This window comes from Streptomyces ambofaciens ATCC 23877 (assembly GCF_001267885.1).
Lineage (GTDB): Bacteria > Actinomycetota > Actinomycetes > Streptomycetales > Streptomycetaceae > Streptomyces > Streptomyces ambofaciens.
Window position 1 is genome coordinate 7,258,219 of sequence record NZ_CP012382.1, and the last position, 19,664, is coordinate 7,277,882.

20 protein-coding genes are annotated in these 19,664 nt (G+C 73.8%); 8 read left to right on the forward strand and 12 right to left on the reverse strand.

The features are described 5' to 3' along the window. The first annotated feature begins 31 nt into the window (after positions 1-31). Both SAM23877_RS31880 and SAM23877_RS31885 read left to right on the forward strand, forming a co-directional pair. Positions 32-775, forward strand: coding sequence for a PIG-L deacetylase family protein (locus tag SAM23877_RS31880; protein ID WP_053140718.1), 744 nt, complete (start codon positions 32-34; stop codon positions 773-775). A gap of 51 nt (positions 776-826) precedes the next feature. Continuing rightward, positions 827-1,657, forward strand: a complete 831-nt coding sequence (locus SAM23877_RS31885) for a pentapeptide repeat-containing protein (protein WP_053140721.1) — start codon at positions 827-829, stop codon at positions 1,655-1,657. On the opposite strand, the gene SAM23877_RS31890 is transcribed toward SAM23877_RS31885, so the two are convergent. Next, positions 1,619-3,169 carry a cytochrome P450 gene (locus SAM23877_RS31890; RefSeq protein WP_053140724.1) on the reverse strand — a complete coding sequence of 517 codons (1,551 nt, stop codon included), beginning with the start codon at positions 3,167-3,169 and terminating at the stop codon, positions 1,619-1,621. The two genes, SAM23877_RS31885 and SAM23877_RS31890, sit on opposite strands and share 39 nt — an antisense overlap. A gap of 122 nt (positions 3,170-3,291) precedes the next feature. On the opposite strand from SAM23877_RS31890, the gene SAM23877_RS31895 reads away from it, so the two are divergent. Continuing rightward, positions 3,292-3,900 (forward strand): TetR/AcrR family transcriptional regulator, encoded by a 609-nt coding sequence (locus tag SAM23877_RS31895; protein ID WP_053140727.1) that lies wholly within the window; start codon positions 3,292-3,294, stop codon positions 3,898-3,900. Between the two features lie 161 nt (positions 3,901-4,061). Next, the gene (locus SAM23877_RS31900) at positions 4,062-4,790 is read left to right on the forward strand and encodes a DUF2470 domain-containing protein (RefSeq protein ID WP_053140731.1); all 729 of its coding nucleotides are present in this window, start codon (positions 4,062-4,064) and stop codon (positions 4,788-4,790) included. Here SAM23877_RS31900 and SAM23877_RS31905 read toward each other — a convergent pair. From SAM23877_RS31905 to SAM23877_RS31920, 4 genes are all read right to left on the reverse strand, one after another. Next, positions 4,758-5,972 (reverse strand): lactonase family protein, encoded by a 1,215-nt coding sequence (locus SAM23877_RS31905; RefSeq protein ID WP_053140734.1) that lies wholly within the window; start codon positions 5,970-5,972, stop codon positions 4,758-4,760. The two genes, SAM23877_RS31900 and SAM23877_RS31905, sit on opposite strands and share 33 nt — an antisense overlap. Positions 5,973-6,044: 72 nt before the next feature. Beyond that, a complete protein-coding gene (locus SAM23877_RS31910; RefSeq protein ID WP_053140736.1) occupies positions 6,045-7,097 on the reverse strand; it encodes a hypothetical protein in 1,053 nt (350 codons plus the stop codon). 221 nt (positions 7,098-7,318) lie between these two features. Continuing rightward, positions 7,319-8,572 (reverse strand): FUSC family protein, encoded by a 1,254-nt coding sequence (locus SAM23877_RS31915; RefSeq protein WP_053140739.1) that lies wholly within the window; start codon positions 8,570-8,572, stop codon positions 7,319-7,321. Positions 8,573-8,686: 114 nt separating this feature from the next. Beyond that, complete coding sequence (locus SAM23877_RS31920; RefSeq protein ID WP_053140742.1) at positions 8,687-9,181, reverse strand: FBP domain-containing protein; 495 nt, start codon at positions 9,179-9,181, stop codon at positions 8,687-8,689. 224 nt (positions 9,182-9,405) lie between these two features. On the opposite strand from SAM23877_RS31920, the gene SAM23877_RS31925 reads away from it, so the two are divergent. Beyond that, a complete protein-coding gene (locus tag SAM23877_RS31925) occupies positions 9,406-10,695 on the forward strand; it encodes an ROK family transcriptional regulator (protein WP_053143066.1) in 1,290 nt (429 codons plus the stop codon). A gap of 73 nt (positions 10,696-10,768) precedes the next feature. Then, positions 10,769-11,059, forward strand: a complete 291-nt coding sequence (locus tag SAM23877_RS31930; RefSeq protein WP_053140745.1) for a hypothetical protein — start codon at positions 10,769-10,771, stop codon at positions 11,057-11,059. A 91-nt stretch (positions 11,060-11,150) separates the two neighbouring features. Here the strand turns inward: SAM23877_RS31930 and SAM23877_RS31935 are convergent, their stop codons facing one another. The 4 genes from SAM23877_RS31935 to SAM23877_RS31950 all read right to left on the reverse strand — a co-directional run bounded on the left by SAM23877_RS31935 (position 11,151) and on the right by SAM23877_RS31950 (position 15,465). Next, the gene (locus tag SAM23877_RS31935; protein WP_053140748.1) at positions 11,151-12,182 is read right to left on the reverse strand and encodes an SDR family oxidoreductase; all 1,032 of its coding nucleotides are present in this window, start codon (positions 12,180-12,182) and stop codon (positions 11,151-11,153) included. Between the two features lie 297 nt (positions 12,183-12,479). Then, positions 12,480-13,670, reverse strand: coding sequence for an FUSC family protein (locus tag SAM23877_RS31940; RefSeq protein ID WP_053143068.1), 1,191 nt, complete (start codon positions 13,668-13,670; stop codon positions 12,480-12,482). A gap of 61 nt (positions 13,671-13,731) precedes the next feature. Beyond that, entirely contained in the window at positions 13,732-14,388 is a 657-nt protein-coding gene (locus SAM23877_RS31945) for an HAD family hydrolase (protein ID WP_053140751.1), read from the reverse strand. 45 nt (positions 14,389-14,433) lie between these two features. Continuing rightward, on the reverse strand, positions 14,434-15,465 hold the full coding sequence (locus SAM23877_RS31950; protein ID WP_053140754.1) for a PHP domain-containing protein: 1,032 nt from the start codon (positions 15,463-15,465) through the stop codon (positions 14,434-14,436). Positions 15,466-15,667: 202 nt separating this feature from the next. Between SAM23877_RS31950 and SAM23877_RS31955 the strand changes: the two genes are divergently transcribed. Next, positions 15,668-16,477: an SDR family oxidoreductase gene (locus SAM23877_RS31955; protein ID WP_053140757.1), complete on the forward strand. Its 810-nt coding sequence runs from the start codon at positions 15,668-15,670 to the stop codon at positions 16,475-16,477. Between the two features lie 34 nt (positions 16,478-16,511). Then, complete coding sequence (locus tag SAM23877_RS31960; RefSeq protein ID WP_053140760.1) at positions 16,512-16,748, forward strand: hypothetical protein; 237 nt, start codon at positions 16,512-16,514, stop codon at positions 16,746-16,748. Between the two features lie 78 nt (positions 16,749-16,826). Here the strand turns inward: SAM23877_RS31960 and SAM23877_RS31965 are convergent, their stop codons facing one another. From SAM23877_RS31965 to SAM23877_RS31975, 3 genes are all read right to left on the reverse strand, one after another. Next, positions 16,827-18,074, reverse strand: a complete 1,248-nt coding sequence (locus SAM23877_RS31965; RefSeq protein ID WP_053140763.1) for a glycoside hydrolase family 16 protein — start codon at positions 18,072-18,074, stop codon at positions 16,827-16,829. Between the two features lie 131 nt (positions 18,075-18,205). Next, a complete protein-coding gene (locus SAM23877_RS31970) occupies positions 18,206-18,763 on the reverse strand; it encodes a VanZ family protein (RefSeq protein ID WP_053140766.1) in 558 nt (185 codons plus the stop codon). 182 nt (positions 18,764-18,945) lie between these two features. After that, positions 18,946-19,608, reverse strand: a complete 663-nt coding sequence (locus SAM23877_RS31975) for a DUF4230 domain-containing protein (RefSeq protein WP_053140769.1) — start codon at positions 19,606-19,608, stop codon at positions 18,946-18,948. Between the last annotated feature and the right edge of the window lie 56 nt (positions 19,609-19,664).

Sequence of the window (19,664 nt, forward strand, 5' to 3'; positions counted from 1 at the left end):
GGCCGCCCGGGACCCGGGTTAGTGTGCGGGCATGACCAAGCCGACGACCACGCAACTGGAGCCCATGCCCGGCGACTGGCGACGCGCCCTCGCCGTCGTCGCCCACCCGGACGACCTGGAGTACGGCTGCTCGGCGGCGATCGCGTCCTGGACCGACGAGGGCCGTGAGGTCGCCTACGTCCTCGCGACCCGCGGCGAGGCGGGCATCGACACCCTGGCGCCCGGTGAGTGCGCCGCCGTGCGGGAGCGGGAGCAGCGGGCGAGCGCGGCCGTGGTCGGCGTGGGCGAGGTGGAGTTCCTCGACCACCGGGACGGTGTCGTCGAGTACGGCACCGCCCTGCGCCGCGACATCGCCGCCGCGATCCGCCGGCACCGCCCCGAGCTGGTCATCACCCTCAACCACCGCGACACCTGGGGCGGCGTCGCCTGGAACACCCCGGACCACGTCGCCGTCGGCCGCGCCACGCTGGACGCGGCGGGTGACGCCGGAAACCGCTGGATCTTCCCGGAGCTGACCGAGCGGGGCCTCGAACCCTGGGACGGCGTGCGCTGGGTCGCGGTCGCCGGTTCCTCCTCGCCCACGCACGCGGTGGACGCCGGACCCGGACTGGAGCGCGCGGTCCGCTCCCTGCTCGAACACCGCACGTACATCGAGGCGCTCACCGACGAGGACCCGGAGACGTACGTGCGCGGCTTCCTCACCGGCTACGCCGAGGCCGCGGGCGAGCGGTTCGGCGGGAGGCCGGCGGTGACCTTCGAGGTCTTCGCGCGGTAGCGGCACGGAGGGGGAGCGGGCGGGGCGGCAGCGGCCCGTATCCTCGACGGCATGCGAGAAACCATGGCTGACCGGGCAGAACTGCGCGGCGACTGCGCACGGTGCTTCGGCCTGTGCTGCGTGGCCCTGCCCTTCTCCCGCTCGGCGGACTTCGCGATCGACAAGGACGCCGGACAGCCCTGCCCCAACCTGGGGGGCGACCACCGCTGCGGCATCCACGCCCGGCTGCGGGAGAGCGGCTTCACCGGCTGCACCGTCTACGACTGCTTCGGCGCCGGGCAGAAGGTCTCGCAGGTCACCTTCGGGGGACCGGACCGGCGGACCGGGCCCCCGGAGCGGACCCGGGCCATGCTCGACGTGTTCCCGGTCGTCCGCCAGCTGCACGAGCTGCTCTGGTACCTGACCGAAGCGCTGACCCTGCCCGCGGCTCGCCCCGTCCATGCCGACCTGCGCCGCGCCCTGACCGACACCGAACGCCTCACCGACGGGACCCCCGAGGAGCTGGCCGTCCTGGACGTCCCCGCCCACCGGCAGCGGGTCAACGCGCTCCTGCTGCGCACCAGCGAACTCGTGCGGGCCGGCACGCGCGGCAGGAAGAAGAACCGCCGGAACGCCGACCTGATGGGCGCCCGGCTGCGGGGCGCCGACCTCGCCGGGGCGGACCTGCGCGGCGCCTACCTGATCGCCGCCGACCTCACCGGCGCGGACCTGCGGGGTGCCGACCTGATCGGCGCGGACCTGCGCGACGCCGACCTGACGGACGCGGACCTCACGGGCGCGTTCTTCCTGACCCAGCCGCAGCTCACCGCGGCCCGGGGCAGCGTCGGCACCGTGCTGCCTGCGTCAGTCATCCGCCCGGGGCACTGGACAGCGGGGCGCTGAGGCGGCGTCCTCGGCGACGGCCGCGCGGTCCGGCCCCGTACCGGCCCGGCCGCTCCCGGCCCGGCGCTCCAGGCGCAACCGCAGCCCCTCGGGCATCAGGGTCAGCCGCTCGGTCACCCGCAGCCGGTACTCCGGCTCGGGCCGCAGTTCGTACCGGCGCAGCAGCAGTCCGAGGACCAGCGTCGCCTCGTGCAGGGCGAACTGCCGGCCGATGCACGCCCGCGCCCCCGTTCCGAACGGCTTGAAGGTGTGCGGGGCACGCGAGCGTACGGCCTTGGCGTCGAAGCGGTCCGGGTCGAACTCCTCGGCGTCCGGCCCCCACACCTGCGGGTCGCGGTGCAGCATTCCCGCCAGCACCAGCGCCCAGGCACCGCGCCGCATCGGGTAGCTACCGCCCAGCACCGTGTCCGTGCGGGCCTCCCGTGCGAAGGCGGGGGCGGTCGGCCACAGCCGCAGCGACTCGTCCAGCACCCGGCGCACGTACCGCAGTTTGGCCACCTGCTCGTAGCCGGGAGCCTCGGTGTCGCCCCACACGCGGTCCACCTCCGCCCGGGCCCGGGCCGCGATCCCGGGGTGCTGCGCGAGGTAGTGCAGAGCGAAGGACAGCGCCCCCGAGGTGGTCTCGTGGCCGGCCACCAGGAAGGTGATGACCTGCCGGCGGACGTTCTCCGGCGACAGCCGCTCGCCGGTCTCGGGGTGGGCCGTCTCCAGCATCCGGTCGAGCAGGTCGCCCGTCCCGCCCCGGCCGCCCGCCGCGCGGCGGGCGCGGACCAGGTCGTCGACCGTGCGGTTGAGGTGGTCGATGTCGGCGGTGTTGCGGCGGCTCGCGCCGCGCAGCAGCCACGGGGCCAGCGGGGCGGGCACGGTGTTCAGCCGCTGCGCGTAGGTGAGCGTGCCCACCATCGCGGTCACGAAGGGGTGGGGACGGGAACGCTCGAAGGACCCGAAGTCGTGCCCGAACCCGGTGCGCGCGATGGTCTCCAGCGTCAGCTTGGTCATGTCCCCGGGCACGTCCACCGTCCGGCCCGCCGCCCCGGCCCGGTCCCAGTGGTCCGTGAGCCGCGCGGCCACGTCCAGCATCATCACGTGGTAGCCCGCCATGGCCTCCCGGCTGAAGCCGGGCGCCAGCACGTCGTGCGCGAGCTGCCAGTTGGGCTCGTGGTTGTACGCCGTGAAGAGGCCGTCCCCGGCGACCGGCCGCAGGTTGGCCACGCCGAGGCCCACGTGCTTGGCGAACCGCTCCTCGTCCGCGAGGTCGGCGGCGAGCCCGGCGCCCCACACGAAGACGAACTCGTTGCCGAAGGCCCGGCGCCGGAATATCGGACCCAGTCGTCTGGCGTAGCGGAGCGAGTCCTGCATCGGGGTGCTCCTGCTCGCCCCGACCACGTCCCCGAGCAGGGGCAGCCGGTATGGCGGGCGCGGGATGCGGTGCAGCTCGGGCCAGCCCAGTTCGGCGCTGCGGAACCCTTTCGGCAGTCCGTCCGGAGCCAGTCCGTTCGTCGTCCCCGCCATGACGCGATCTCCCTTGACCAAGCGGCGTGTCGTACGTGCAGAGGCAAGCGTATTGTACATGGATTCAATAACGCGCCTCAGTCTCGTCCCGTTGTTGAACCGGCGTCAAGTAAGGTGCGGGCATGGCCGCGAACCAGGGCGAGCGCACCCGCCGCAGGCTCAGCACGGGGGAGCGCCGGGAGCAGCTGTTGTCGGTGGGCGCGCGGCTGTTCTCGGAGAGCCCCTACGACGACGTGTGGATCGAGCAGGTCGCCGAGATCGCCGGCGTCTCCCGCGGGCTGCTGTACCACTACTTCCCGAACAAGCGGGACTTCTTCGCGGCGATCGTCGAGCGCGAGAGCGAGCGCATGCTGCGGATGACGGCGGCCGTGCCCGGCCTGCCGGTTCGGGAGCAGCTCACCGCAGGCCTGGACGCGTACCTGGAGTACGTCCGGGCGCACGCCCACGGCTACCGCGCCTTCCACCGGGCCGACGCGGCCGGGGACCAGGCGGTGCGCCGGGTCTACCGGAAGGCGCTGGCCGCACAGGAGCGGCAGATCCTCGCGGCCCTCGCCGCCGACCCGGAGTTCGGTCCGCTGTTCGGGGAGCGGACCGACGTGCGGCTCGCGGTGCGCGGCTGGCTGGCGTTCACCACCGCGGTCTGCCTGGAGTGGCTGCGGGAGTCGGAGCCGGCACCGGAGCAGGTGCGCGACCTGTGCGCGCGAGCTCTGCTGGGCGCGATCGCGCCGTGAGCGCTCCCGTCGCATTGCGGAACGCGCCCTCACGTCGCTGAAGTGCGCCGTCCGGCGCGGTGAAAAGGTCTCGCGAAGATCACGCGTCCCGGTTGGCGCCCGTCTCGATCTCCGATAAGTTAGGTGAGCCTTACCTAATGAATTGATGACGGAGGTTGGGGATGGGCGACAGCCACACCATCTGGACGGCCGCGCCTGCCGCGGCGGAGCAGGCCCGCTCCGTGCTGGCCGCCGCCTGGTCCTGCGCGGTGACCGCCGAGGGCGGTCGCGAGGAGTTCGTCGGCGCGCACACCGTGTCCGAGGACGGCCGGGTGCTGCTGCACGTGCCCGAGGACAGCGCGCTGCTCGCCGCGGCGATCTGCGCCCCTCGCGGGGAGCCGTCCGCCGTGCTGGAGTTCGCCGACGTGGCGCCCGTCCCGGTGCGGGGACGGATCAGGGCCCGGCTCTGGCTGGCGGGCTGGTTCGCCCCGGACGACGGCCACCTGGCGTTCCGGCCCACACGGGTGGTGCTGCGCCGGCCGTCCGGTGCCGTGGTGGTCGGACTCGACGAGTTCGTCACCGCCCGGCCCGACCCGCTGGCCCTGGCTGAGGCGCGGCTGCTGACCCATCTCGCCGACTGCCACGGCGACGCGGTGGAGCGGCTGACCCGGCTCGTCCACGCCGACAGCCTGCACGGTGCGGTCCGGGTCCGGCCGCTCGCCGTCGACCGGCACGGACTGACGCTGCGCGTCGAGCGCGTCAGCGCCCACGGCGACGTACGGCTGCCCTTCCACGCGCCCGCCGACGACGTCGCCCAGCTCACGGAGCGGGTGCACGTGCTGCTGGCGCAGGCGAGCGCCGCCTCCTGCCCGCGGGCCCTACAGCGGCAGCGCACAGACGGCGACGGGTGAGGCGAACGGCTTTCCCACCGGGCCCAGTTCCCCGCTGTCCCCGGCCACCCGGAACACGCTGACGTCACCGGACTTCTGGTTCGCCGCGAAGAGCAGCCCGCCGTCCGGGGAGAAGGCGATGTGCCGGGGGAAGTCACCGCCGACCGGCACCGTGTCCAGCAGCCGGAGCCGGGCGCCGTCCGACTCCACGGCGTACCGCGTGATGCTGTCGTGGCCCCGGTTGGCGAGAAAGGCGTACGCACCGTCGGGCGTCACCAGGATCTGCGCGGGGTGATTGGTGCCCCCTCCCGACCCCGTAGGCTGCGCCTCCCCGATGGTCAGGCGACCGGTGTCCGGGTCGAAGGCGCAGACCGCGACGGTGTCGTCGACCTCGTTGGCGAGATAGGCGTGGCGCCCGTCCGGATGGAAGGTGAGGTGGCGCGGTCCGGCCCCCGGCCGGGTGCGTGCCCGCCCCATCTCGGTGAGCGTGCCGGCCCTCTCGTCCAGACGGTAGGTGTGGACGGTGTCCGTGCCGAGGTCCACGGCGAGGACGTGCCCCCCGTCCGGGCTGGTGAGGATCTGGTGGGCGTGCGGACCCTGCTGCCCGGGGCCGGGCGGGGGAGCGGAGTGGGTGACCAGGTCGGTGCGCTCCCCGAGCGCCCCCGACGCGCCGATCGGGTGCACCGCGACGCTGCCCGAGCCGTAGTCGGCGCTCAGCAGCCAGCGCCCCCGCGGGTGCACCGACAGATGACAGGTCCCCGAGCCGCCGGTGCTCCGGCTGCCCAGGACCGTGCGGTCGGACAGCCGGACGGCGGTCACCGCGCCGTCCACGCGCTCGTTCACCGCGTACAGGGTGCGTCCGTCCGGGTGCACCGCCAGATACGACGGGTCGGCCACGCCGGTGACCGTGCCCCGGCCGGTGATCTCGCCCGTGTGCGGGTCGTACTCGGCGAGCCCGATGCCCCTGCCGCCGCCCTCGACCGAGGTGTAGGTGCCCAGATACAGCGGACGCGGGCCGGAGGGACCGCGTTCCCGGCCCGGAGCGCCGGTGTCCGCGGCGGTCGCCGTCGGCGTCGACGACGTCTCCGGGCCGGCCCCCGGCGAGTCGCCGCACGCCGTCGCCGCCGGAAGCACCGCCGCGGCGGTCGCCGTCCGCGCGAGCAGACCGACGAACCGGCGCCTGCTCCATCCGTCACCGCTCATGCTCGTACTCCCGCTCGTCGGTCACCGCGCCCCGCGCTCCGCGCCCGCCCCGGCCCGCGTCATCGTCCGTGCCTACCAGTCCCCGTCCTCGACCGGCGCGCCCGGCGCGTCCTTCAGCGGCCGCACCTGATGCGCCGCGGGCGCCTGCCACGGTTCGTGGTCGTCCCCGATCCAGTCCCCGACCGGCTTGACGTCCTGGAGCGGGCCGGTGGGCGCGAGATCGTCGGCGTCCTGGTCGTAGTAGTCGTACCAGGGCAGACCGGCCTGCGTGTATGCCGCCCGGTCCACGGGGGAGCGCGGCGGAGCCTCGCCGGTGATCTGCCGCCACTGAGGCGGCGTCACCAGGTGGACGAAGACCCGGCCCGCGGGCCGCTCGGCCCAGTCCTCCGGGGGCCGTTCGTCACGGTAGACCTCCTGCCGCATGGAGCCTCCGACGCCCAGGCCCATGGCGGGCGCCGACCGGGACCGTGCCGCGCCCGAGCCGGCCGGCGCCGCTCCCGGGGCCGCCGGAGCGGCCATCGGCATCGCCGCCCCGTACGCCCCGCCCGAACGGGCCGCCCTGCGCGCGGTCTCGGCCCGGCGCCGCTGCTCCTCCCGATGGCGGGCCAGCGCCGCCTCGCCCAGGGGAAAGGTCTGCAACTGGACGCCGCCCCACACCTCCTCGCCGGTGACCTGGCCCTCGACGGTCGCACCCATGCCGAGCGGCACCGCCACGAACTGGCGGACCGTGCCCGTCCCGGAGTTGATGCCGTCCAGCCAGGGCTGGCGGGGGAGGACCACGTAGTTCTGCGGGTCGCGGGTCAGCCGGTCGCTCCAGGGCCTGCCCGAGACCGCGCACACCTTGCCCACCCCGACCTGGAGCGCGGCGGGCTCCGTCGTACCGGCGAAGCTCAGCCACATGGCCTCGCGCAGGTACACCGGCAGCATCACGCCGCCGCGCGCCCGCCAGGCCTCGGGCACGGTGTCGGCGTGGTCGGCGACCCGGCGGACCGGGAACTCGCCGAGTCCGGGCGGCAGCGGGTGGGTGCCCGTCTCGGGCAGCCGCAGGGTGCGGATGAAACGCACCGCCGCACCGCCCGGCAGCAAGAGCCTGTTCCCGTCGATCCGCACGCTCGTGTCGGTCATCCGTACGCCCCCTCGTCCCGTGGCGGGCCGCCGGCGTCTCCACCGGCTCCCGCCGTCGTTCCCTGCCCTCACCCAAGCACGAGCACGGTGCCGCGCCCAAGCATGAGCATGGTCTCCCGTCCCGTCCCGTCCCGTCCCGCCCCGGCCCGCCCCGCCCCGGCCCGGGCATGGTCCCTCGCCCGGTACGAGCACGGTCCGCCCGGCCGGGTGCGGTCCCTCACTCAAGAACGACGCCCGGCGGCCTTGCGGTTCCGCTTCCGCAGCCGGGAGCGTGCCCGGTCCCGCAGCCGGGTCAGCCGCGGCATGCGTTCGCGCTGCTCGCGGGTGTGGCGGTCCAGTTCCTCCAGGAGCCGGCGGGAGCGGTGCTCGGTGTCCATCTCGTCGATGATGCGGTTGACCTCGGTCAGCACCGCACCCCGCAACTGCCACTGCCGGGCGTCCCGCCGGACGTCCTCCAGCAGCAGCTGGGCCAGTTTGTCCCGGGTGACCGCGGCCTGCCGCAGCTCGGCGGAGAGGCGCTCCTCGGCGGACTCCGCGTCGTCGCTGGCGCTGGTGGTGACCAGGACCGCGAAGCTGACCACGGCGTCCGCGATCTCGGACAGCAGCTGCTGGATGGTGGCACCGGTCTCGGGCGGGAACAAGGGTTCCGGCTCGCGTTCCTTCGCCAGGTCGGTGAAGGTGCGCGCGAGGACCCGCATGACCACGGTGCAGATCTCCAGGGTGTCCAGCCCGGTACGCAGCACCACCCGGTGCAGCAGCCCCTCCCGGACACGGGGATTGAACCGCAGACTGTCCTCGGCCTGCCGGAGGTCCTCGTCCACCTCGCCGATGTCGTGGTCGAGGCGGCGGGCCTCGTGCAGCCGGGCCGCCGCCTCGTGCCAGGGTGTGCTGTCGGCGGCCTCCTCGCCCATGCGCAGCATCAGCTGCCGCACCCGCCGGGCGAGGCCCTCGATCGACTCACCCGCCTGCTCCACCCACACCGGAGGGGCCAGGACCAGGTTGAAGGCCAGTCCGACGATCGCCCCGATCAGTGTCTCCACCACCCGCGCCCACGCCAGGCTCCCGTGCGAGGTCACCCCGAGCACCAGCATCGCGCTGATGGCCACCTCGGCCACGAACTCGTGCGCCCGCACCAGATGTCCGACGCCCAGCGCCGCCACGATCAGCAGGGCCAGACTCCACCAGCTCAGCCCCACCAACTGGCTGAAGGCGATGGCGACCAGGACACCGGCCACCACGGCGTTCACCCGGCGGAAGCTCATCTTGAGCGTGGCGTACAGGGTCACCTGGACGACCAGCAGAGCGGTCAGGGGCGCCGTCAGCGGCGCGGCCGACTTGTCGGGCGTCAGCCGCACCGCGATCACGTAGGCGATCGACGCCGCCGCGGCCGAGCGCAGCGCCTGCACGACCATGGGGTCCCTGAGCCACTTCACCGGCTGCACAGCCGACGCGGCACTCTCACGTACATCCCGCATCCTCGGGCTGTTCCCTTCCCCGGGCGCATCGAACGTATCCGGACAGGACGGTAGCCGGACAAAGGGGGTCGGGAGGGTTCTCACGCGCCGCGCGCCGCCGGGCGTCCGAGATCTTCAGGCGGCCACTTTGCCGAGGAACGCGGAGAGATTGCCGAGGGTGCGGGCCACCTGTTCCTCCAGGGTGAGGCTCTCCTCGAAGCGGGCCCCGCCCTCCGGCGCCTTCCTGCCGCGCAGGTACAGGGAACAGGCGAGGTCGGTGCACATGTACAGGCCGACCGTGTTGCCCTCCCGGCCGGCCGGGCCCGCCTTGCGCGCCGTCATCAGGGAGACGCCGCCCCGGGGATGGGTGGTCAGGCACAGCGCGCACATGCTGCGCTGGAGGAAGCCCGGCCGGGCGGGCTGGAACCGCAGGGCCACGCCGGTGAGCCGGCCGCCGTCCTCGGTGACCAGATAACTGCGGTCGGGGGCGCCCGGCTCGCGCCAGCCGAGGAAGTCGAGATCGTCCCAGGGACGCTGGTCGAGGTCGCGGGGGACGGACAGGCGCTTGGCCTCGCCCTTCGTGCAGTTGATGAACGAGCCGCGGATGTCCTGCTCGGTGAGTGCTCTCACGGGAATCCCTCCGGGTGGCGGTGCACGGGGTGCCCAGGGGCAGGACCTAGAGGCAGTACCTAGGGCCCCTAGGTTTCTGCCTAGCATAGATAGGGAGGGTGGTGGGGAGCCAGCGAATATCGGGGGGCGCGAGTTCATAGCATGAATTAAGGAGAGAGGGAAGTCGCGTGCCGCATCCGGTCGGAGGTATGTTGCAGACCGGGCACATCAAGGGGAGGCGCCACATGGCGGGGCGGAACGGGCGCACGGTGCGCGACCTCAGGAGGGCCAACCGCACGGCCGTACTGCAACGGCTCTACTTCGAGGGGCCGCTCAGCCGCTTCGAGCTGGGCCCGGCGACGGGACTGAGTTCCGGCTCCGTCAGCAACGTCGTCGCCGACCTGGTCGCCGACGGCCTCGTGGAGGAGGCCGGCAGCGTCGAATCCGACGGCGGAAGGCCCCGCACCCTGCTGCGGGTGGCCCCCGGCAGCGGCCACATGATCGGCGTGGACGTCGGGGAGACCCGGGTGCGCGTCGAACTGTTCGACCTGACCCTCACCGAACTGGCCCGCGCCGAACGCCCGCTGACCCAGCAGCGCTACGACGTCGAGGTGATCGTCGGACACATCCGCGACGGCATCGCCGAGGTGCTGGCGGCGGCCGGCCTCGCGCCCGAGCGGTTGCTCGGTGCCGGAGTCGGCGTCCCGGGCATCGTCGAGCACACACCCGACCGGGGCGCCGTCGTGCACGGGCAGACCATCGGCTGGGACGCGGTCCCGCTGGAGGCCCTGCTCCGCGCCGGCTCGCCGCTGCCCGACACCGTCCCCTACGTCATCGACAACGGCGCCAAGACCCTCGGCCAGGCCGAGATGTGGTTCGGCGCGGGACGCGGCGCCCGCAACGCGATCGTGGTCCTCTTCGGTTCCGGCGTGGGCGCCAGCCTCGTCACCCCCGAGGCCGAGCACGGCCGGGCGGTCGAATGGGGCCACCTGACGGTGCGGGTCAGAGGCCGGCGCTGCCGCTGCGGTGCGCTCGGCTGCCTGGAGGCCTACGCCGGCGCCGAGTCACTGCTGGCCCGCTGGCGGGAGGAGGGCGGCCGGGTACCCGAGGGCACCGACGAGGAGACCGCCCTGACCGCGCTGCTCGCCGCCGCCCACCCGGCCGACGACGAGGAGCCCGACCCGGTCGCGCTCGCCGTCCTGGAGGAGACCGCCGAGTACCTGGGCGCCGGGCTGTCCGACCTGATCAACCTCTTCCAGCCCGAGCGCATCCTCATCGGCGGCTGGGCAGGCCTCCAGCTCGGCACCCGCTTCCTGCCCGCGGTACGCCGGTACGCGGCGTCCTACGCGCTGCGCCACCCCGCCGAGAAGGTGACGGTCGAGCTGGGACGGCTCGGTCCGGACGCGGTGACCGTCGGCGCCGCGATCCTGCCGCTGGCCGACTTCTTCGCGCGCGGTGGCCGGCGCCCCGAACCGGCGCCCGACCACCCGGCGCCCGCCTGGCGCACGGCGCTGGAGGAGCGGGCACCGCACTGATGTTTCGCCGATCACCGCGGAGGTACCCGAGGCGGCTCAGAACACCCGTAGGACCGCGGAAAGGAAGTGCGCCGTGACCGACCACCGCCTCGAAGGACCGGGCGAGACCGGTGAGCCCGTCCCGCGGGACATGCCGGACCAGCAGGCCGGCCCCGGGGACGACCCGTGGGAGGCCGCGGCCCCCACCCGCGAGCAGCTCGAGCAGGGCCAGCGCCCCGAGGACACCGACGCCGACGACGGGACGACGGACACGGACGAAGCCGACGCCGACGTACCCGACACGGACGAGGCGGGAACGGGCCGTCGGGGCGCCCCGCACGCGGGCGACCCCGACCATCCGGTGCCCGACGAGCCCTCCGGCTGACGCCCTCCCGCCCCCCGCTGGACCCGCAGGAGGCGGGAAGGGGCCGGTGTCCGCGGCGTTGCGGACACCGGCCCCTTCCGTGCCGCGGAGGTCAGCCGACCTTGCGCCCCCGCAGGGGCTCCGTGGCGGCTCCGGCGCCCTGCTGGAAGCCCTCCAGGAACTCCTCCAGCACCTCGGTGGCCGTACGCACCGGCCGCCAGCCCAGCTCGGCGCGGGCCCGGGTGCAGTCCATGAGCGGCAGCCGCAGCACCGCGTCGAACAGGTGCGGGGAGGCGGGCAGCAGACGCAGCCCCCACGCGGCGGCGATCGCCGAGCGCGCCGCGGTGCGGGGCAGCCGCACCGGACGCCTGCCGGTCATCTCGCCGAGCAGCTCCGCGTCGACCGGCGGCTCGGCCGCCAGGTTGAACGGGCCCCGGGCGTCCTCGGACCGGGCCGCCAGCCGGTACGCGCCCGCCGCGTCGTCGGTGTGCAGGGCCTGCACCCGCAGGCCGGGAACGTCCGGCAGGAACGGCAGCAGATCCGGGCGGGCCAGCGGCCCCGGCAGGTACTTGCCGCCGAAGATCCGGCGCTGCTCGCTGGCCGACTCCCGCTTGAAGAGGAAGGCCGGACGCATCCGCACCACCCGGATATCGGGGTGGTCGCGTTCGAAGATGTCCAGCGCCCGCTCCAGGTAGGCCTTCTCCCGGCAGTACGCGGCGTCCGGCCAGCCGTGCGTCGGCCACGACTCGTCCACCGCACGTTCCTTCGGCCCCGGCGAGTAGGCGCCGACCGACGAGGCGTGCACCAGCGCCGGCACCCCGGCCGCGGCCACCGCCTCGAAGACCCAGAGGGAACCGAGGACGTTCGTGCGCCAGGTCGTCGCCGGGTCGTGCGTCGGCTGGAACGCCCAGGCCAGATGCACCACGGCGTCGGCACCGGCGAAGTGGCCGCCCAGGTCGGCCCGCTCGGAGGCCAGGTCGACCGCGGCCCACTCCGTCTTCGGGGGCGACCACTCGGGGATCCGCCGGGCCAGCCCCACCACGGACCCGACCTCCGGATCTTCCGACAGAAGCCGGACCACGCTGGTGCCCACGTTGCCGGTGGCACCCGTGACCACGATCCTGCTGCCCGCTGTGCTGCTCACCTTGCGCTCCTCTCGGCCGCGTACCCGCGCGAAGGGGCACCGGGTACCCGTCCCGCCGGAGGGGCACGCAAGGAGAAGCCCCGATCGCGACGGGGGAATCACGATCGGGGCGGTCTGGGGCGGGTACGGATGGCGGTCGCCTCTCGGCGAGACGCTCCACAGGGCTTCAGCCGAACGATCGTCCCTGTGGGCAGAAGGTGAGGCCCGGGGACACTGTCCCATCCGTACCCACGCCTTCTTCAACGGGAGAGGGTCCGCCGGTGTTCCGCCGTCTGTTCTGTTTTGGGGTGATGTGGGTCACTGTGTCTGCGGCTCGGGGACGATCTCGGCCCACAGGTTCTCCGCCTGCAGCAGCAAGGTGCCGAGCACCGCGGTCCGAGCGGCGCCCTGTCCGGCCTCTTCCCGCAGCCCCTCCTGCAACCGGCGGTGCAGTTCCTTCATGGTCGCCTCCGTCGCCTCCTCCGGACGGGCCCGACCGGCCTCGCCCAGCAGCCGGTCGGCCTCCGTCCGGCAGGCGTCGCCGATCAGGCCCAGCAGGCGCGCGTACAGGTCCAGCACCGGTCCCTCCGGCGGGGCGGGGGTGCGGTGCTCGTCGGCCGCGACCGCCAGTGTCCGGGTCAGGGCCGAGATGTGCCCGGTGACGCGGTTCCACCGCTGGTCCTCCTCCTCGGCCGGAACGGCGGCGGGCGCGCGGTTCAGCACCCGCAGCGGGCCGTAGGTCAGCCGCAGGCTCTCCTGGCTCCAGGACCGCGCCGACTTCAGCGCCTCCGCGCGCCGCTGCAGTCGCGCGGAGGCACTCGACCAGCCGGTCGCGGTCTGCGCGTCCCACTCGGTCTTGCGCAGGTCGTCCGCGACGGAGTGCAGGACGTCGCCCGCCTCCCGCGCCAGCGCCGACAGGTTCTCCCGGACGTCCCGCAGATGGATCGGCGGCAGCACGAGAGCGTTGACCGCCACGCCGATGAACGCCCCGAGTGCCGCCTGCCCCAACCGGTGCCCGACCGCCGAGGCCGACACGGCCGTGCCGGAGAGGAGGACGAACACGGCGGTGGTGGCCGCGTAGATGCCCTGCTGGCCGAAGCGGGGCCAGTTGGCGATCAGCATGAGCACCGGCAGCGACAGCGCCAGTGCCCCCGTGTTGTCATCGGTCAGCACCTGCGCCCCCGAGGCCAGCAGCGCCCCGGCGCAGATCGCCGCGAACTGCTGGGTGGCCAGCCGGACCGAGCTGTAGACGGTGGCCTGCACGAGGACGAGCGCGACCCACGGCGCCATCAGCGCCATCGGATCGTCCATCCAGACACCCGCCACGAGCCAGGCGAGCAGGGCCGCGCCGGCCGCCTTCAGCGACTGGACCACCAGGTCGCGCTCACGGCCCGGCCCCCGGCAGGCGGCCAGGGCGGCCCGTCCGACGGCCGATGCCTCTCGCCACACCGCGTCCCATGGCCGCCACCCCCGTAGTCTCTGCCTGCCCGTCTCTGTCACAGCGGTCATGCGGTACCGGGTATCCCCGTCACCGGCCGACACGTCCGGACGTGACGTACACCTCGGCGGCTCATCCGAGAGGGCTCCGGTCCAGGGAGGCGAGCAGGGCGGCCGGGTCGGCGTGGACCGCGTCCGCGCCCGCCTCCTCCAGGTCGGCGCGGGGCAGACCGCCGCACAGCACGGCCACGCAGCGGACCCCGGCCCGGCTGCCCGCGCGCATGTCCCAGACGGTGTCGCCGACGAACACCGCCCGCTCGGCCGGCACCCCGACCAGCTCCAGGGCGTGCTCGACCGGCTCGGGGGCCGGCTTGCCCGCGTCGACGTCGTCGGCGCTCGCGGTGGCGGCGATCGCGTCGTCCGCGTCGATCGCCCGCCGCAGCGCGTCCAGCTCCGGCCCGCCCGCCGAGGTGGCGAGGACCACCTTCCAGCCGTCGCGGGCGAGGCGGCGCAGCAGCTCACCGGCGTCCGGCAGGGCGGGCAGGCGGTCGAAGTACTGTCCGTACAGCGCCTTGTGGGCGGCGCTCAGCTCCGCGTCCTGGTCCGTGTCCCGGTCCTCGCCCAGCAGATGCGCGACGAGGTCGGTGGAGGGGAGGCCCACGGCCCGGTGGATGGCGTGCATCGGCACCCGGTGCCCCGCCTGCCGGAACGCCTCCCACCAGGTCGCCACATGCAGGTGATTGGTGTCGACGAGGGTTCCGTCGACGTCGAACACGGCCGCCCGTTCCATGCACTGTTCCTTTCGTGGTCCGTGGATCGTCCGGCGGGTACCACGTCAGGGGCCCGTCACTCCGGACGGAGTACGGCCCTCGCGGGTCCAGGCCAGCAGTTCTTCCCGCGACCACGTGGTGACCACGCGCTCCGGGGGCACCCCGCACTCCTGCGCCCGCGCGCACCCGTGGATCTGCCAGTCCAGCTGACCGGGCGCGTGCGCGTCGGTGTCCACGGCGAACAGCACGCCGGCCGCCACCGCCCGGCGCAGGAGCCGGCGCGGCGGGTCGAGCCGCTCCGGCCGGCTGTTGATCTCGACGGCCGTCCCGGACTCCGCGCAGGCGGCGAAGACCTCGTCCGCGTCGAACTCCGACTCCGGCCGCCCCCGCCCGGTCAGCAGCCGCCCGGTGCAGTGCCCGAGGATGTCCGCGTGCGGATCGCGTACGGCGGCCACCATGCGGCGGGTCATCGCGCGGGCGTCCATCCGCAGCTTGGAGTGCACGGACACCACGACCACGTCGAGCCGCTCCAGCAGGTCCGGCTCCTGGTCGAGCGAGCCGTCGTCGAGGATGTCGCACTCGATACCGGTCAGCAGCCGGAACGGCGCCCAGGTCTCGTTGAGCGCGGCCACCACGTCGAGCTGCTCGCGCAGCCGCTCGGGGGACAGACCGCGCGCCACCGTGAGCCGCGGCGAGTGGTCGGTCAGCACCGCCCACTCGTGCCCGAGCGCCGCCGCCGCCCGGCCCATCTCCTCGATCGGGCTGCCGCCGTCCGACCAGTCGGAGTGCAGGTGGCAGTCCCCGCGCAGCCGCTCCCGCAGCTGCTCCCCGCCCTCGGCGAGCGGGGTGTCCGCCTCGCCCTCCAGCTTCTCCAGATAGCCCGGCACCTCCCCGGCCAGCGCCTCCCGCGCCACCTGCGCCGTCTTGGGTCCGACCCCCTTCAGCGACTCCAGGGAGCCCGCCCGCTCGCGCAGCTCGGCGGCCGGCAGCTCGCCCAGCACCCGGGCCGCGGTGCGAAAGGCGCGTACCCGGTACGTCGGCGCCTGGGAGCGCTCCAGCAGGAACGCGATCCGCTCCAGCGCCTCGACGGGCTCCATCGGCGCCTCCTCCTGGTCCGAGTACCACCGGTTCCACGGGGCCTTTCGCGCTCCTCCGGCACGTCCAGGGTTCCCCAGCGGCCGGGACCCCGCACCACGGGAGGGCGGTTTGTCCGTACCGCACCCGGGTACTGCGACGCCCCGCGCACCGCTCCGCGCGCGGGGCCCGAGGAACCGAGGAGCGCCGAAGAGGAGGTCCGCCATGCCCAGCCCCAGCCCGTCCGACGCCAAGGTGGCCGTCGTCACCGGTTCCGACTCCGGCATCGGCCGTGCCACCGCCGTACGCCTGGCCGAGGCGGGGATGGACGTCGGCATCACCTGGCACACCGACCGGGAGGGCGCCGAGCGGACCGCACAGGAGGTGCGGTCCCTGGGCCGCCGGGCCGAGACCGCCCAGGTCGACCTGACCCGGCTGCCCGAGGCCGCGGACACGGTCGACGAGCTGTGCGAGCGGCTCGGCCGGATCGACGTCCTCGTCAACAACGCCGGTACGGGCACCGCCACGCCCTTCCTCGACCTGGGCCTGGAGGACCTGCGGCACGTCTTGGACGTCGACCTGGCCGGTCCCTTCCTGTGCGGGCAGAAGGCGGCCCGGCGCATGATCCGGCAGGGGGAGGGCGGCCGGATCGTCAACGTGACCTCGGTCCACGAGCACCAGCCGCGGGTGGGCGCCGCCCCGTACTGCGCTGCCAAGGGCGGGCTCGGCCTGCTCACCCAGGTGATGGCGATCGAGCTCGCCGAGCACGGCATCACGGTGAACGCGGTGGCGCCCGGCGAGATCGCCACGCCCATGACCGGCCAGGAGGACACCGACCCGCACTCCGAGCGCCGTCCCGGCGTGCCCCTCGGCCGGCCCGGCGACGCCCGCGAGGTCGCCGCGGTGATCGCCTTCCTCGCCGGGCCCGACGCCGCCTACGTCACCGGCGCCTCGTGGAGTGTGGACGGCGGCATGCTCCGGATGGGCCCGATGGCCGGATCCCATCTGACGAGCGACGACTGGCGGCGGCCCTGAGCGGGAGCGGAGGGTTGCGGCCTACCCTCGAGGCATGACCGAAATCGACACCCCGCACATCGGCAGGCCGCGCATCCTCGTGCTCCGGGTGCAGCCGGGGACGCCGCCGTTCCGGATCGTCGAGATCGACGGCCAGGTGGTCGGTGAGGCCAGGGCCGTCACCGACGTCCTGGAGGCCGCCGCGGCCTTCGGCATCACGGTCCACGACCTCGACGACCCGGACGTGGTCCGCTGGGTGGGCGGGGACAAGTTCACCTGGACGCTGCACTAGACCCGAGCCGGCCAGGCCGTCCCGCCCGGTGGGCGGACGACGGGCGGCGCCGGACGGTCCCGGCCCCGCCCGGGTGACTCAGCCGACCGTCCACTTCTGGTTGGCGCCGCCCGTGCAGGTCCAGATCTGCAGCCGGGTGCCGTTGGCCGAGTTGTTGCCGGCCACGTCGAGGCACTTGTCGGCCTGCGGATTGACGATGTCGCGGGCCGCGGTCACGACCCAGCGCTGGGCCGCGCTGCCGTTGCAGTCCCACAGCTGGACCGCCGTGCCGTCCGCCGTTCCGCCGGCGTTGACGTCCAGGCACTTGCCGAGCGCCCGGACCGTGCCGTCGGCGCCCACCGTCCACCGCTGGGCCGTGGTGCCGTTGCAGTCGTAGAGCTGCACCGGGGTGCCGTTGGCGGAGTTCGCCGCGGCGACGTCCACGCACTTGCCGGCCAGGCCCCGGATCGCGCCGCCCGTCCCCGAGTCGCTCGTCGTCACCGACACGTGGTCCACCACCAGCGACTGCGGGAAGGCCGTCGAGCCGTCCGGGTCTCCGGGCCAGTAGCCGCCGACCGCCAGGTTCAGGATCAGGAAGTACGGCCTGTTGAACACCCACTGCTTTCCGCCCAGGTCGGCCGGGGTGCGCCGCTGGTAGACGTTGCCGTCGACCGACCAGGTGATGGAGTCGGGCGCCCAGTCGACGGCGAAGGTGTGGAAACCGTCCGCGAAGGCCTGGCCGCCCGGCAGGGTGTAGCCGGCGCCGATGCCGCCGGCGCCGGAGTAGCCGGGGCCGTGGAGGGTGCCGTGCACGGTGGAGGGCTCGAAACCGACGTTCTCCATGATGTCGATCTCGCCGGAGTCCGGCCAGTTGACCGGGGTGCCGAGCATCCAGAACGCGGGCCACATGCCCTGTCCGCGCGGCACCTTCATCCGGGCCTCGACGTGCCCGTACTGCGCCGTGAACTTGCCGGAGGTGTTGAGCCGGGCGGAGGTGTACTGGCAGGTGCCGTACCAGCACTGGTAGTTGGCGGGGTTCTCCTTGCGGGCCGTGATGACCAGGTGGCCCTGGCCGTCCAGCGCCGCGTTCCTGTTGCCCGAGGTGTAGTACTGCCGTTCGTGGTTGTTGACGTTGTCGCCGGTCTCGATCTGCCACTTCGAGGAGTCGACGGCCGCGCCGGCGGGCCCGTCGAAGGTGTCGGAGAACGTCACGGCCGCGGGCGCGGCGGCGGCGGACCCGGCGCCCTCGGGACCTGCCTGGGCGGGGCCGGACACGAGCGAGGCGGCCAGCCCGGCGGACAGGGCGGCGGCGAGGAGACATCTGCGGAGCAGGCGTGGACGGGCCACGGCTCTCCCTTCCGTACGGCGTCCCGGGGAGGGGAACACCGACCGAGGTGGGGGGTAAGGGTGTCTCCTCTTGATTTAAGTAGTGAGCTAAGGGGTGGTCAATACCTTGGTACGGACCACCTGACCTTCTCTCAGTCGCGGGACTTGCGCGCGTGCACCGCCCGGCTCATCCGCCGGCCCAGGAGCAGGTAACCGATCAGCGCGCCCGTGGTGTTGAGGATGACGTCGTCGATGTCGAAGGCCCGTCCGGTCACCAGGGCGCCCTGCGCGAACTCGACCAGCAGCATCACGACCGCCGTCAGCAGCAGCACCCGCAGCAGTCCGCGGGTGCGCGGGGCGACGACCGGAACCAGCACGCCGAAGGGGACCCCCAGCAGGATGTTGCCGCCGATCTGCTTGACGGCGTCGCGCAGCGCGGGCTGGTCCAGATAGGCCCTCAGTGACCGGCCGGGGTGCATGTTGGTGTGCGTCAGGGCCTCGGACGCGGGGGAGGGGTTGAGGGTCAGCCGCGCCAGCACCACCGCGAACGCCACCATGAAGAGGAAGGCGCAGGCCGTCGCCAGCAGGCGCAAGGGGAGGGGGAGCGGGCGCCGTTCGCGGCGGTCGGTCTCCTCCGCCTTGGTGGGGCGGGGTGTCTTGGCGGCGCGGGGGCGCAGCAGGGAACGCGGCCCCGAGGCGGCACGAGCCATTCGGTCCTCCAGTCGTCACATTCTTCGCGTGGTGGGCCGGTTGCCCGCCGATTCGCCGAGGATGCCGGTCCGGCCGTGGAATCCGGTCCGGGGACCAGGCCGCGCCCGCCTCCTCCGTCTGCCCCCGCCCGGCCGGGACACTCCGGCCATGCCGGGCCGTCGCACCGCGGCCGGACGAGGGCTCAGGACCCGTAGGTCACCCGTACCTTCTCGAAACCGAGGGAGCGCAGCAGGCCCTGGAGCATCGCCGTGGTGTTGGTCTCGGCGCGCGCCGTGAGCTCGCTGTCCTTCGCCGCGTCGCCGATGTGCCGGGCCGCGAGCTTCTGCACGGCCTGTTCACCGTTCGGGTTGTCCGAGAACAGGTCGCCCAGGCGGTCGAGGAGCCCGCGCTGCTTGGAGACGGCGTAGGAGCGGTCGGGGTCGAGGGCCGGCTCACCGAGCGCCGCGTGCGGCAGCCGCAGCGTGGCCGAGGTGCGGTCGTCGTCGACCGTCACGTCGTCATCGCCCACCTTCCCGAGGTCGACGTAGGCGTCGACGGTGCCCGCCCCGACGTACAGGGTGCGGCTGCCGCGGATCGCATCGGGCAGGAACTTGGTGTCCTTCTCCAGGTCCACGACGACCTGGAAGTTCCCGGACGCGGCCTCGTAGCGGCTCATGTCCTGGATGGACTCCAGCAGCGCCGGACCCGAGCGGTCCTGGGTCTCGGTGCCGAACAGGTCCTTGAGTCCCGGTACGACGCTCAGCCGCAGTCCGGCGAAGAGCACGGCGAGCACCAGCACGATCGCGCTCAGCACCTTCGCCCAGCCGGGCACGCGCCGGGGCAGGTTCCTGATGGGAGTCGTCATGGCGGCGGCCCTCCTTCCTACTGACCGGATGCCCTCCATCTCCCCGCGCAGACCGG